We start from the raw sequence: 14,073 nt of genomic DNA, 5'->3' as shown, positions 1-14,073 counted from the left end.
AGCCCATTTTGTTCATTAGTTAAACCCTCCCCATAGTACGAGGGTTTCCCGATTCACAAAACTTTATACATGACACCGCACCATAGCGGTCTCATGAGGCTTATAACAGAGGTTCAGTAATTAGACTGAATTAGATTACACGTCCGGCAATTTCCTGTGCAAGCGAATTAATAGCTTCCTGCAGCGGTTGGGCACCGATATCCCCTTCGCCGCGTTTACGGATCGCTACGCTGCCCGCATTCATCTCGTTCTCGCCGACCACGAACATGTACGGCAGCTTCTCGAGCTGAGCTTCACGGATCTTGTAGCCCATCTTCTCATTGCGTAAATCCACTTCCGCACGGATGCCGCTCTTCAGCAGCTTCGCTTCCACTTCCTTCGCATAGTCGTCGAAGGCTGACGATACCGGAATAATCTTCACCTGCTGCGGAGACAGCCAGAGCGGCAGTGAACCGGCAAAGTTCTCCAGCAGGAAGGCTACGAACCGTTCCATCGTTCCCAGAATTCCGCGGTGCAGGACAACCGGGCGGTGCTTCTGGCCGTCGTCGCCTACATATTCCAGCTCAAAGCGTTCCGGCAGCAGGAAGTCAATCTGTACGGTCGAGAGTGTCTCTTCTTTGCCGAGTACAGTCTTAATCTGCACATCAAGCTTCGGACCATAAAAGGCCGCTTCGCCTTCGGCTTCGTAGAACGGCAGACCGGCTTCTTCGACTACCTCACGCAGCATACGCTGTGCAGTCTCCCACATCTCGTCGTTGGCATAATATTTCTCAGTATCCTTAGGATCACGATAGGACAGGCGGAACCGGTAATCTTCAATCCCGAAGTCGCTGTATACCTGCTTAATCAATTCCAGCACGCGGATGAACTCGCCCTTGATCTGGTCCAGACGGCAGAAGATATGTGAGTCATTCAGCGTCATAGAACGCACGCGGTGCAGACCTGTCAAGGCTCCCGACATTTCATAACGGTGCTGAATTCCAAGCTCGGCAATACGGATCGGCAGATCGCGGTAGCTGTGCATCGAGCTCTTGTAGATCATCATATGGTGCGGGCAGTTCATCGGGCGCAGCACGAACTCTTCATTATCGATAGTCATCTTAGGGAACATATCTTCCTGATAGTGCTCCCAGTGCCCGGAAGTCTTGTACAGCTCTACGTTCCCCAGTACAGGAGTGTAGACATGCTGGTATCCAAGGCTTGCTTCCAGATCAACAATATAACGCTCCAGAATACTGCGCAGCTTCGCGCCCTTAGGCAGCCAGATCGGCAGGCCTTGTCCAACTAACTGGTTGAAGGTGAAAATCTCCAGCTCCTTACCCAGCTTCCGGTGGTCGCGCTTCTTCGCTTCCTCCAGCAGGCGCAGATGCTCATCCAGCTGTGCCTTCTTGATCCAGGCTGTGCCGTAGACACGCTGCAGCATCTTATTCTTGCTGTCCCCGCGCCAGTAAGCCCCGGCCACATTCATCAGCTTGAATACCTTGATCTTGGCCGTAGACGGCAAATGCGGGCCACGGCAGAGGTCGAAGAATTCGCCCTGCTCATAGATCGTGATGACACTGTCTTCCGGCAGAGCTTCAATCAGCTCCAGCTTGTAAGGATCACCCAGCTCGCCGAAGCGCTCCAGTGCTTCCCCCCGGCTGACCTCATGGCGGACAATCGGCAGATTCTCCGAGACGATGCGGTCCATTTCCTTCTCGATCTTCAGCAGATCCTCGGGATTGAGCGGATGCTCCAGGTCCATATCATAATAGAAGCCGTCTTCGATCACAGGACCTACTCCAAGCTTCACTTCCTTGGTGCCGAACAGGCGTCTAACTGCCTGCGCCATCAGGTGAGCTGTACTGTGGCGCATCACTTCGAGACCTTCCGGCGAATCAAGGGTTACGATCTCTACCAGATCGCCTTCCTGCAGCGGTGTTGACAGGTCTGCGACAATCCCGTTGAGCTTGCCTGCTGCAGCGTTCTTGCGCAGTCCGCTGCTGATAGAGGCGGCTACATCATCAATGCTGCTGCCGTCTGCGTATTCCCGGACCGATCCGTCCGGAAGCTTAATATTTACTGACATAATTACTTCCTCCTAAGGTTTGTTGGGCTATACTTCCCTGAACTCTTCACACAAAAAACACCCGTCCCGCAAAGGGACGAGTGATTGCACCCGTGATTCCACCCAAATTCGATCTATCCTTGCAGCAGCTGCCTATGCTTCACTGCAGAATATAATCCTTCGTTAGCATGGGGATAACGGCCATGAACCGGCGGTTCTTACTATCCGTTAAGGTTCCGGAGTACGGAAGCCGTCAGGAGTTCATAACCGCAGCTACAAAGGGGTAAACCGACAGCCGGTACCGGAGGAAGTTGCAGCCTGAGGCTTCCTCTCTCTGAAACGGTCCAAAGCAAGTGGTTCATATCTTCGTCAACGCTGATAACATGAATTAAGGCAATTATAAATCTCAGCTTATCTTCCGTCAAGCGCAAAACGGCTGCCCGTCCTCAGGCCAGAAAAGGGCCCATGCTATTTCAGCACGGGCCTTCCTCTAATTGATTATCTTTTCATGATCACATGATGATGAAACTTCAACTTATGAAGCTTTGTTCTCCAGCATACGGAAGATGATCACCGCAGCCTGGGCACGGTTAGCCATACTCTTCGGTGCGAACTGTTTAGCATCCACACCGTTGACGATACCAATCTGAGTCAGCTGTGCCACTGCCTGCTGGGCGTAAGGGGCAATCTTTGCCTTATCCGTGAATTTGTTCAACGTTGCAGCGTCTACCGGCTGCAGCTGACCCTTGAGGGCATTCGCGATCATAATCGCCATTTCCTCACGGGTAATCTCACGGCCCGGCTCGAATTTACCGTTGCCGGAGCCTTTTACAAGACCTGCATTGACAGCTGCAGCAATCGTATCGGAGTACCAGACTCCCTGCTTCACATCGCTGAATGTCTTAGGTGAAGCCGAATTGCTCAAATCAAGTGAACGAACCAGCATGGTTACGAATTCTGCACGGGTCACACTTTTGGTAGGCGCAAAGTTCGTGCTGTCCATCCCTTTGATAATGCCTTTGGCTGCCAGTGCATTAATGGCATCTGCGGCCCAGGCTACCTTGCCCAGATCCTTGAAGGCTACAGCAGGAGTTGCTGTAGGTGCCGGTGTAGCCACAGGAGCTGGTGTAGCAGAAGCTGCCGGCGTAGCCGATGGCGCAGCTGTCGGCTTAGGCGTTGCTGTTACAACCGGTCCAGGGTTATATCCAGTACCAGGATTAGAGCTAGGACTTGGAGTAGCAGTTCCAGGGTCTTTCTCCACATTAGTGATCCGGCCTTCAATGGCAGCAGTGATCGCCCCGCCGTTGAATGTGTCCCTAATGTATTCATAGAATACATCCAGGTCAATCGGTCCGGCCAGCGAGGAGCTTGCCTCAGTTAATACCTTATAGTTGTCGCCGCCCGCAGCCATGAAGTTATTGACTACAGCCGTGTAGCTCTTCGACATTTCAATAGGTGTTCCGTCAGCCTTAGTCAGGTTAGCCACACGCTCTGCAACCGGCAGATACATGTTCGCTGTATATTTCAGACCTGAGATTTGCAGGGTCTTCGTGTCTGCGGTGCCGTCAGCCTTAACCGCCCATTGCTGCTGCAGCAGGGTCTTGATCTGTTGACCAGTCAGGGTCAGCTTCACCAGCGTGTTGCCGAACGGCTGGATCTTCGCCAGATCTCCGAACGCTACATTGCCTTTCGGAAGATCCGCACGGATACCGCCCGGGTTCATGAAGGCGAAATCAGCAGGATCTTTCTCGCCCTCTTTGAAGATAGCATGACGCATCGCATCTGCAATCAGGTTACCCAATGCTGATTCCTTAGTGTAGGCATCTGTACGGGTGATGGTACCGTCAGTAGTTCCTACAGGCTTGGTTAGTTCAGGGTGCCGACTCAGATAGTAGTCCACCAACGCCTTGGTTTCGGCATCCGGTGCGATTTTACTCTGGACCGTGTTCGTTACAGTAGCTGTTTTACTCTTCACTGTACCTGTAGCTCCGTCAATCACCAGCTTGATGTCTTCAAAAGCCGTTCCGTAAGAGTAAGCCTGAACGATCAGCTTACCGTTCACCGTATCATTGGCATAGCCATGGTTGTCTCCGGCTACGATCACATCAACCGGGGAATTGGCAGGAAGCGCATTAGCCAGATCTACAGCTTCGCCGGTGGATACATTCTTTTTGGTCACCGGATCAGTCTTCGTTGTTGCCGGATCATGAGCAAGGACCACGATCGTCTTGACGCCTTGAGCATTCAGCTCGGCCGCATATTTCTCAATCGCCGCGACTTCTTCCTCGGCACTCAGGAATTTCACACCGGCTGTACCGGCTGGCGATACTTTGCTTGGCGTTGCTTTGGTCACAACTCCGATGAAGCCGATTTTCACGCCGCCAACTTCTTTTACAACATAAGGGGTAATAATAGGTTTGCCAGTAGTGCTGTCTACTGCGTTGGCATTGATATAATCGAAATCTGCGCCATTATGGTCGACTTTATCATTCTTAGGATCCTTACCGCCATAGATTTGAGCCTTCATAGCCTCAACACCTTGGTCAAACTCATGGTTCCCCAGGGTGCCGACGTCGAACTTCATGAGGTTCATCCATTCCATCGTAGGCTTGTCGCGTTCCAGCGAAGATACCGGAGCGGAGGCGCCCACAGAGTCGCCGTTGTGGAATAACAGTGAATACTCATATTTGGCACGGGCTTCCTTCAAATAAGCAGCAAGTGTAGCCGCTGTGCCTACAGCTTCCCCGTTCACCACCGAGGTAGTGTCCAGTTGGCCGTGGAAGTCATTAATGCCCAGCAGATGAACTTCAACATCTCCCGTTGGGGTTGGAACATTTTTTTTGAGGTCCAGAGTGTAGATTTTGAAATTATTTACATCTTCAATTTTCGTAGCTTTAATGTTAGCAGGAGCGACTGCTTCTGCTTTAGGTGAAGACGGGAACGTTACGGTGACATTCCCTTCGATAGGAGCAATCGACCAGTTGTTGTCAGCTGTTGGATCAACTGTTCCCGCTTCCTTGATGTAATCCATCAGCACCTGGCGGTTCTCCATCTGGGAATCAATGATCATGTTAGCGCCTTTGACACCCGGGAAGTTTCCTCCGCCGCTTGCACGGTAATTGTTAGTAACGACCACGAATTCCTGATCCAGGTCCAGCGGCTCGCCACCATAAGTGATGGAAGTTACCCGGCTGGAGGACTTATCGTTGATACTTCCATCGGGCTTGTACTTCGCATTGCGGGTGACATCAAATGTATATTGGATGCCGTCAATCACATCGAAATTGAACACAGCAAATGCTGAATTCAAAAGCGGCTGAGGTGTGGAGATGGACGGCTTAATGCGGTTAAACGCCCCTGCACTCATCTCTACCCATTCTTTAACGGTCGAACCTCTCACTACAATCGCCTTAAGCGTATTGTCATACAGATACAGATCGCTTGCACTGGCTATTGTAAGGTCGCCCTTCTTGATATCGGTATACTCTTCAGGGCCGTTGCGCCCAGCCTTGAACGGTGCGCCGACGCTCAGGATCGGCAAGTTTCTATAACCGGCCAGGTTCTCGTTCGTATGAATCAGATTGGATACATACTGCTGCTGGGCATAGGTGACGAGCTGGACTGTCGGATCATCCTGCACCATAGCAAAATAGCTGTTCATCGGCGCAGATGTTACACCAAGCGGTTGATTCACGTAATCAATTGTAGCTTGATGTGCCGCTCCGGCAAGATCATCGATAGCGGTGTCAATGGCAGCGCCAGCAATAGAGCGCGTAGAAGCCTTAGAAGCTGCTTTGTCTACTGCCCATTTGCCGCTGCTGTTCTGGGCGATTTTCAGATCGATAAGGCCCAGGTAACCTCCGCCATAGCCCGCTTGTACTGCCGGAGTGCCATTAATATGGCCGTTGAGGTTGTCTACCTTGGCTACATCATTATTGTAAGGGAGCTTGGTGGATGGATCTTTGAAGGAAGCATCCAGCTTGCTGTCATCCCCGTTCGTCGGGAATACCTTGTGGGTATGCGAGAAGGTAATGGCATCAATACCGGGAACCTTGCTCAGCAGGTTAATGACATTCTCTGCTCCGGTTCCTTCTGCGGCAGCGGCGTCGAACCCGGAATGAGTCATGGCGACGATAACGTCCGCACCAGCTGTCTTCATTTCAGGAACAAACTTCTTCGCCGTTTCCACAATATCTTTGGCAATAACCTTTTTCTCCAGGTTCACCTTGTCCCACTCCATGATCTGCGGAGTAACCAGACCCAGGAGGCCGACTTTAATGGTAACGGTGTTGCCGTTGCTGTCCTTTACCTCTTTATCGATGATTTTATAAGGTTCAAATGTATTATCATTATCGGATACATTATAAATATTTGCATTCACATAAGGGAACTTCGCTCCCGTAGACTCCTTATAAGTTGCGCTGCTTACATTGCCTTTAACTGTCCGGTCTAGATAATCCAAACCATAATTGAATTCATGATTGCCGAAGGTTGCTGCATCATAACCCATGAGGTTCATAGCTGCGATGATCGGATGAATCTGGTCTTCGCTAGTCCTGAAATCAGACACTTGGGCCATATACGTTCCCAGCGGTGTTCCTTGAATTAAATCGCCATTATCCAGCAAAAGGTTGTATTTCCCCTCTGCGTCATTGCGTGCAGCCTTTACTAAGGTTGAAGTACGGTCCAGACCTACAGTCGCGGAGGCGGCACCCTTGAAATAGTCCCATCCATATACGTTCGTATGAACATCAGTCGTGCTCATCAAGCGTAAATTAATGGTTCCCGGATTAATCACCGGAGAAGCCTCCGCCTTTCCTGCCGCCAGCACAGGAACATTGAATACTCCGCCTAGCATCTGTGCTGCCAGAACTGTGGTAGCCAATAAAGAAGCTATCGGCTTGTTCCATCTTCTCTCTCCCATAAATCTAATTTCCTCCCTGTGATTGCTAGATTATTCTACCACTGTCCGAAAAATTGTATCATAGCCTTCCCTATGAATCTATCAAATTCCATTAACTCTTATAAATTGTTGTGTAAAATCTCACATTATTTCAGCGTTTTTTGTAAAATATAACGATTAATTTTTACAACTCTATGACAAAGAAAACTAAAATCCAATACATTGGAATTACCTGGAACGCCAACACAATATATGCTGTTTTTCACATACATTCGGGTTAAGCGCCTGCGTGCGAGCACAATGTATGCTGTTTTTCGTATACATTCGGGTAATATACCTGTGAGCGAGCACAATATATGTTGTTTTCCACATACATTCGGCCATATGCCTGCGAGTGAACACAATGTATGCTGTTTTTCATATACATTGGCTACATGACGCTGTAACGATTGCTATTCGGTTTTCGCGTAGTTTTAGCCTTTTAACTCGTAAAATCAAAACACTCCTGCGCCTCCCGGCGATCCTTCAGCCACATTCAGCAACCAAGTCACTGTACGAATCATTCAAAGAGGAAATAATAGTTTCCAAAAAACATAACGGGGCTGCGCTACTTATATGTAGCACAGCCCCGTTATTGATCTGTTGGTGTATAGCTATATTCTAGTTCTGCATCACAAAATCATTATCAATCTTGGCATTCGCATCCTCGAACGTGCGCAGAATGTCATAGCGCGTGTTGCGCTGAGCCGGGATCTTGCCCGCTTCGCGGATGAGCTGGGTGATCGACTCGATGTTGACCTTGTAGGTCGCACCCGCCGAGGAGACTACGTTCTCCTCAATCATCGTGCTGCCGAAGTCATTGCAGCCGTATTGCAGGGAGAGCTTGCCTACTTCAGGACCCATCGTTACCCAGGAGGACTGGAAATTCTTGATATTGTCCAGCACCAGGCGGCTGATGGCTACGGTCTTCAAGTATTCCTCAGGGGTCTGGCGGTCCAGCTTCAGGTTCGTATTATCCGGCTGGAAGGTCCAGGAGATGAACGCCAGGAAGCCTTCGGAATCATATTTGTTCGCAATGCATTCATCCTGCGCTTCACGGACACGCAGCAGATGCAGCGCCCGTTCTTCCATACTCTCGCCCAGACCAATCACCATCGTAGCCGTTGTATTCATGCCGATCCGGTGTGCGGTCTGCATGACATCCATCCACTCGCGCCAGGAGCCCTTGAGCCGGCTGATCTTGCGGCGGGTACGGTCATCGAGAATCTCTGCGCCACCGCCGGGCAAGGAATCGAGGCCCGCAGCATGAATCTCACGCATGACCTGTTCCAGCGGCAGGCCGGAGACCTCAACCATCTTCATAATCTCCGCCGGTGAGAAGGAATGCATGGTAATCTCCGGGAACCGCTGCTTGATGCCGCGCAGAATATCCGTATAATAGCTGAACGGCAGATTGGGATTCGTACCGCCCTGCATCAGAATCTCGGTTCCGTTTACGCTCATGGTCTCGGCAATCTTCTGGTAGATCGTCTCATCGGGAAGCACATAGCCTTCCTCCGAACCGGGTCTGCGGTAGAAGGCGCAGAATCGGCAATATACATCACATACATTGGTGTAGTTAATGTTGCGGCCGATGACGAATGTCGTCACTGGCTCCGGGTGCCAGCGCTTCATAATAATATCTGCGGCAGCGCCCATTTTCTCAATTTCATTGCTCTCGAATAATGTGACCGTATCTTCCAACTGAAGACGTTCACCCTTCAGTGCCTTATCCAGTATAAGATCGACTGCACTCACTGTTGACGGCCTCCTCTTCATCTATGAAGTCTATGAGATAAATACAATTTGAAATAAAAATAGTCCGTTCTCCCATCGTATCACAATCGGCTGTTCTTGAAAAATGTTTCGCTGCACAGGACGGAATAAATGCACTTGTCCCAGGCAAATTAAACAGCAGTGCCCGAAGGCACTGCTGCTTGTACGTTCTGCGAATCTCGCATGCCAGGCAGGTCCGGCGGCGCATCGCCTTATTCCAGCTCGCTCCGGGCGGCCTCCAGAGCCTGTCCCAGATCAGCGATCAGATCATCTACATGCTCTATGCCGACAGAGAAGCGCAGCAGCCGGTCATCCACGCCTACAGCATCGCGGATTTCAGCCGGAATATCGGCGTGGGTCTGTATCGCCGGATAGGTCATCAGCGATTCAACACCGCCCAGACTCTCGGCGAAGGCGATCAGCCGGATATGGCGGAGCAGCGGCTCCACATAGCCCGCCTCTTTTACCTTGAAGGAGAAGATTCCGGTGTTGCCGGAGGACTGGCGGTTCTGGATGGCATAGCCCGGATGATCCGGCAGGCCCGGGTGGAAGACCTCGGCAATCGCCGGATGCTCCTGCAGATAACGGGCAATAGCCAGAGCGTTGCTCTCATGCCGCTCCATGCGCAGCGCGAGGGTCTTCATACCCTTCATCAGCTGGTAGCTGTCATTCGGCGCGAGAACCGCTCCCAGAGAGTTATGCAGGACGGCCATTTCAGCCGACAATTCTGCGCCCTTGGTCACGATCAGACCCGCCAGCACATCGTTATGCCCGCCCAGGTACTTAGTCGCACTGTGAACCACGATATCTGCTCCAAGCTCCAGCGGGCGCTGGAAGAACGGGGTCAACAGCGTATTGTCCACAATCGTGAGTAGCCCGTGACGGCGGGCCCAGGTACATACGGCTTCGACATCCGTAATCATCATCAGCGGATTGGTCGGCGTCTCAATGAATACAGCCTTCGTGCCCGGCTGACGGGCCGCTTCCAGTCCATCCAGATCATTCGTATCTACATAGGAGGCGCTGATGCCGTATTTGGAGAGAATCCGTTCCAGCAGCCGGTAAGTACCGCCGTACAGGTCGAGCGATACAATGAGATGGTCCCCTTGTCCAAACAAGGTGAACACTGTAGTCAGTGCCGCCATACCGGAGGCACAGGCGAAGCCGGCATCCCCTGATTCCAGGGCCGCTGCCGCTTCTTCTAGGACAGAGCGGGTAGGATTTTTGGTGCGAATGTAGTCAAAGCCAGTGCTCTGTCCAAGCCGCGGATGACGGAAGGCCGTCGCATGATAAATCGGGTAATTAATGGCCCCGGTGGCGGGGTCCTCCATTGAACCAATCTGTGCCAGTCTGCTCTCAATTCTCAGTTTCTCATCCATCTCCATTGCCTCCTGATTAATTACTTCTATTAAAAATAAGCCAACCTCTTAGATAAATGCCCCGATATCGTAAGGAGTCTCCTGGTATACATAGTAATTGAGCCAATTAGCGAATAATAAGTTAGCATGGGCGCGCCAGACTGCCGGCGGTGTGCGTGTCGGATCATCCTTGGGATAATAGTGCTTCGGCAGGGCAACCTCCAGCCCCTTGGCGATATCCCGGTCATACTCCCATTTCAAGGAGAAGGGATCATACTCCGAATGTCCGGTGACAAAAATCTGTTTCCCGTCATGCGTAGCCACCAGATACACCCCGGCTTCCTCGGATTCTGCCAGAATCTGCAGCTCCGGGTTCTGCTCAATATCTTCACGGGAGACGTCGGTATGGCGGGAATGCGGAACATGGAACACTTCATCGAAGCCGCGCAGCAGCTTGACATTATTATAGCTCATTGTATGCGGAAACACTCCGAAGCATTTGTCCGGCAGACTCACCTTGCGCACGCCGAAGTGATGGTACAGTCCTGCCTGTGCCGCCCAACAGATGTGCATGGTCGAGGTTACATTCTGCTTGCTCCACTCAAAAATCACTTTCAGCTCCTCCCAGTAGTTCACATCCTCGAACTCCAGCTGTTCTACGGGAGCGCCTGTTACAATCAAGCCGTCGAACCGACGGTGGCTGATCTCATCAAAGGTTTTGTAAAAGCTCTTCAAATGCTCAGCCGAAGTATTCTTCGACGTATGAGAGCTGGGGTGCAGCAGAACAACATCCACCTGAAGCGGGGAATTCCCGATAAGGCGCAGCAGCTGGGTCTCTGTCGTTTCTTTGGTAGGCATCAGATTCAGGATGGCGATCCGCAGAGGACGGATATCCTGATGGAAGGCCTGGCTTTCATCCATTACAAAAATATTCTCACCGGATAACACTTCTTTGGCCGGCAGGCTGTCGGGAATTTTGATAGGCATTGCTGTTCACTCCTTAACTGAAATGGGGTTCCACTTGGTGGTTCAACCTGAGGCAGGGTAGCGAAAAAAGACCTTTCCCGGGCGAGAAAGGTCATATCATGCAGTCATATGCGCCTCTCTCATCTGCCAGAGAACTTCCGCCGGACGAATAACGCCCTGCAAAGCTTCCGCAAGAATTAGCACCGTGCGTTCACACGCCGGTTGCCGGGTTTCATCGGGCTAGTCCCTCCACCTGCTCTTGATAAGATTTAGCTGTATTCAGTTGAATAACCTTAAGCATCTGAACGATGCTTTTTCTTAAATTTCACTTTAAATCATGAACCTCCTTTTCGTCAAGTCCATACAATGCTGAAGGGGCCTTATGACAGAAAACAATTTCTCTTGTAAGAGCCATATCCCGGCGTTATACTAGACAAGTGTTTCAAACCCAAAAACGGCGAAAAGAAGAGGTGAGAGAACAATGGAAGGCGACCCGGGCTCGCGAATAAGCGTGCAGAATGAACAACCACACAGGATTAACATCAGCTTGCCGGCGGCGGGAGCCCTTTTTCTTCATGCTCTCGGACCGTCTTTTGGCCTTCATCCATGATTGTACCACCGGCCAAGCTGATTTTTTCCGTGTGCTGAAATTAGCATACCCCTGGAGAAGACCAGGGACATAAGGAGTGAATCAGATGAAAATCCGGCTGGTGAATGCAGGGGTTTTTACGCCTATTGACAATATTGAAGAAACTTTAACCGCCCCTGCCGAGGGGTTCTACTGGATTGATGCGGATGTGGAGGACCTTGTAGAGCTTCAGCCTATATACGGCCTGCATGATCTGGCTGTGGAAGACTGTCTGAGTGAAGAGGATCAGCGTCCGAAGCTGGAGATTTATGAGAGTCATTATTTCATCGTGGTGAACAGCATCCGGTTCGATGATGAGGAAATCTTCCTCCGTGCGCTCAACGTATTCCTTGGCAGACATTATATTATTACCGTTACGAAGCAGAAGATCCATGAGCTGCGTGTCCTGAAGCCCGTACTGTGGGAGCAGGAGGTCAGTACGCCTGACCGCTTCCTGTATCTGCTGATCGACCTCGTTGTCGACAACTTCTTCTCGGTCGGTGACCGGATTGAAGCGCGGATCGAGAAGCTCGAGGAAGACATCCTCATGCATACCAAGAAATCGCATCTGAGCGAGATCATCGGTCTGCGCAGTGAGATTCTCTGGCTGAAGAAGATGCTCGGCCCGCAGAAGGAAGTTATCAACACGCTCAACAAAAAGGATCTTCGCCTGATCGACGATCAGCTGCAGAAGTATTTCAGCGATATCTATGAGAATGCGGTCAAGATCTCTGAGACCTTCGAAACATACCGTGATCTCATGGGCAACTTGCGCGAAGCTTATCAGTCCAGTATTGCGAACCGCGCCAATGAAATCATGCGTGTATTTACGGCAATTACCACTATATTCATGCCGCTGACCGTGATTACCGGGATCTACGGCATGAACTTTGACAATATCCCGGAGATCCACACCGAGTACGGCTACTATGGCGTCATTGCCGTTATGGTGACGCTAGGCTGCGGAATGCTAATTATCTTCCGTAAAAAGGAGTGGCTATGAAGCAGAGCGGACGAATACGAAGGACGAAGGCACCCTATACCCGGCTACCGGGACTCGGAGAGCCTTCGTCTTTTTGGTATTTCACCAGTATGTAATGCGTCTGCGCCGATCAGGAGCTCCGGTTACGAGGACCGCAGATTGGGACTGATGCAGACCGTCAGTCTCCCTCTTACAAAGGGGCAGCCATTCCAAGCGCCGCCGGATGCTCCCGCCGGAAGCGGATGCGGATTAGCCGCAGGCGTTCGTAATACAGATCAAGTCCGTCAGCAGGTACGAAGTTGTCACCGTAGGCTTTGTAGAGGACAGGCTTCAGGAAGTTGTCGCCGATCAGTTCATAGGCTGTCCAAATATTGTTCTGTTCTTCGGGACTCACTTCGCTCAGCTCCAGGGCAATGAGCTTCTCTGCCGAGTAGCCGTCCTTCTCCAGCTCTTCCAATACTTCAAGCACTTCACGGCGGGAAACTCCGCTAAGTGCCCTGAGCTGCTCCATCCCTTGCCCCTCTTCGATCCCCTGTAACAGAACGCGCCGCAGTCTCAGCCGCTCCAGCTGCTTCTTGTACTTAAGCTCCTTCTGCTTATAGTGCCAGGACACGAAGCTCTCTTCGTCTATTGCATGATTCACCCAACTTAGGGGAAAATCATGCTCGCGCGGAGCCGCCGCGGTGATGCTAAGCCAGTCTGCACCATACTGTGAAACTTTACCTTCTCCCACACCCGGAAGCTGCAGCAGCTCCTCCTCTGTCCGGGGAAGAAACGCGCTGATCATGCGCAGCAGACGGTTGCTGGCCAGGATATAAGGTGCCTTCCGTTCACTGGAAGCCTTCCCCCTGCGCCAGGAGCACAGCTCCTCGAAGATGGCTTCATTCCCGTATTGCTCACTGAAATACTGCAGCTTAAGTTGCTCCTGGCTGCGGCTGCTGAGGTTATCCTCGTCATGAAATACCCCGTCAATCAGCGGGCGGTAGCCTTCCCCCATCTTCACGGCAAGCTCGTGCCGGTATACACACAGCATCTCATTCCATGATCCGCCTTCATACCACAGGCTGTCGTCCGTCTCCTGTTCCCCGGAGAAATCGCGCCAACCCAGACGCCACTGCCCCTCTTCTTCTCCAATCCATAGCTGAGCAAAAATCTCTTCGTCCATTCCTGATTTTTTGCACAAACGGTTCATAAATACGATCTGCATATGAATCCCTTCTTTCGTCGTCTTACAGTACGCATGACATATTTGAACGCAAAAAAGCACCTCTCCCACGACATTCGTGAAAGAGGTGCTTCCTCTTAAATGCTATACTGTTAGAAACTAGAATACCATATATTACGTAACAGTCAATGCCTTTTTGACAGGATAGC

The 14,073-nt window shown here is 51.2% G+C and carries 7 protein-coding genes and 1 riboswitch; of the genes, 1 reads left to right on the top strand and 6 read right to left on the bottom strand.

Going from position 1 to position 14,073, the window contains the following annotated elements; translation table 11 throughout:
• Positions 1-130 precede the first annotated feature (130 nt).
• The 5 genes from thrS to metA all read right to left on the bottom strand — a co-directional run bounded on the left by thrS (position 131) and on the right by metA (position 11,110).
• Positions 131-2,068, bottom strand: coding sequence for a threonine--tRNA ligase (thrS, locus tag MKY86_RS07520; RefSeq protein ID WP_076079767.1), 1,938 nt, complete (start codon positions 2,066-2,068; stop codon positions 131-133).
• A gap of 514 nt (positions 2,069-2,582) precedes the next feature.
• Positions 2,583-6,971 carry a bifunctional 2',3'-cyclic-nucleotide 2'-phosphodiesterase/3'-nucleotidase gene (locus tag MKY86_RS07515; RefSeq protein ID WP_076079766.1) on the bottom strand — a complete coding sequence of 1,463 codons (4,389 nt, stop codon included), beginning with the start codon at positions 6,969-6,971 and terminating at the stop codon, positions 2,583-2,585.
• Between the two features lie 639 nt (positions 6,972-7,610).
• Positions 7,611-8,747 (bottom strand): cyclic dehypoxanthinyl futalosine synthase, encoded by a 1,137-nt coding sequence (gene mqnC, locus MKY86_RS07510; RefSeq protein ID WP_076079765.1) that lies wholly within the window; start codon positions 8,745-8,747, stop codon positions 7,611-7,613.
• A 230-nt stretch (positions 8,748-8,977) separates the two neighbouring features.
• Positions 8,978-10,144 carry an aminotransferase class I/II-fold pyridoxal phosphate-dependent enzyme gene (locus MKY86_RS07505; RefSeq protein WP_076079764.1) on the bottom strand — a complete coding sequence of 389 codons (1,167 nt, stop codon included), beginning with the start codon at positions 10,142-10,144 and terminating at the stop codon, positions 8,978-8,980.
• Between the two features lie 48 nt (positions 10,145-10,192).
• Positions 10,193-11,110: a homoserine O-acetyltransferase MetA gene (gene metA / locus MKY86_RS07500; RefSeq protein ID WP_076079763.1), complete on the bottom strand. Its 918-nt coding sequence runs from the start codon at positions 11,108-11,110 to the stop codon at positions 10,193-10,195.
• A 116-nt stretch (positions 11,111-11,226) separates the two neighbouring features.
• A riboswitch (SAM riboswitch) is annotated at positions 11,227-11,358 on the bottom strand.
• Positions 11,359-11,784: 426 nt separating this feature from the next.
• Between metA and corA the strand changes: the two genes are divergently transcribed.
• The gene (corA, locus tag MKY86_RS07495; RefSeq protein WP_036696789.1) at positions 11,785-12,720 is read left to right on the top strand and encodes a magnesium/cobalt transporter CorA; all 936 of its coding nucleotides are present in this window, start codon (positions 11,785-11,787) and stop codon (positions 12,718-12,720) included.
• 169 nt (positions 12,721-12,889) lie between these two features.
• Here the strand turns inward: corA and MKY86_RS07490 are convergent, their stop codons facing one another.
• Complete coding sequence (locus MKY86_RS07490; RefSeq protein ID WP_076079762.1) at positions 12,890-13,906, bottom strand: HRDC domain-containing protein; 1,017 nt, start codon at positions 13,904-13,906, stop codon at positions 12,890-12,892.
• Between the last annotated feature and the right edge of the window lie 167 nt (positions 13,907-14,073).

It is taken from the genome of Paenibacillus sp. FSL R7-0333, from assembly GCF_038000365.1.
GTDB lineage: Bacteria > Bacillota > Bacilli > Paenibacillales > Paenibacillaceae > Paenibacillus_AQ > Paenibacillus_AQ silagei.
The sequence above is the reverse complement of the archived record's forward strand: the minus strand, read 5'-3'. Positions and strand labels throughout refer to the sequence as shown.

Excerpts from the sequence above, each read along its gene's own strand:
- thrS (WP_076079767.1), bottom strand. The coding sequence starts at position 2,068 with ATGTCAGTAAATATTAAGCTTCCGGACGGATCGGTCCGGGAATACGCA.
- MKY86_RS07515 (WP_076079766.1), bottom strand. The coding sequence starts at position 6,971 with ATGGGAGAGAGAAGATGGAACAAGCCGATAGCTTCTTTATTGGCTACC.
- MKY86_RS07505 (WP_076079764.1), bottom strand. The coding sequence starts at position 10,144 with ATGGATGAGAAACTGAGAATTGAGAGCAGACTGGCACAGATTGGTTCA.
- metA (WP_076079763.1), bottom strand. The coding sequence starts at position 11,110 with ATGCCTATCAAAATTCCCGACAGCCTGCCGGCCAAAGAAGTGTTATCC.
- corA (WP_036696789.1), top strand. The coding sequence starts at position 11,785 with ATGAAAATCCGGCTGGTGAATGCAGGGGTTTTTACGCCTATTGACAAT.
- MKY86_RS07490 (WP_076079762.1), bottom strand. The coding sequence starts at position 13,906 with ATGCAGATCGTATTTATGAACCGTTTGTGCAAAAAATCAGGAATGGAC.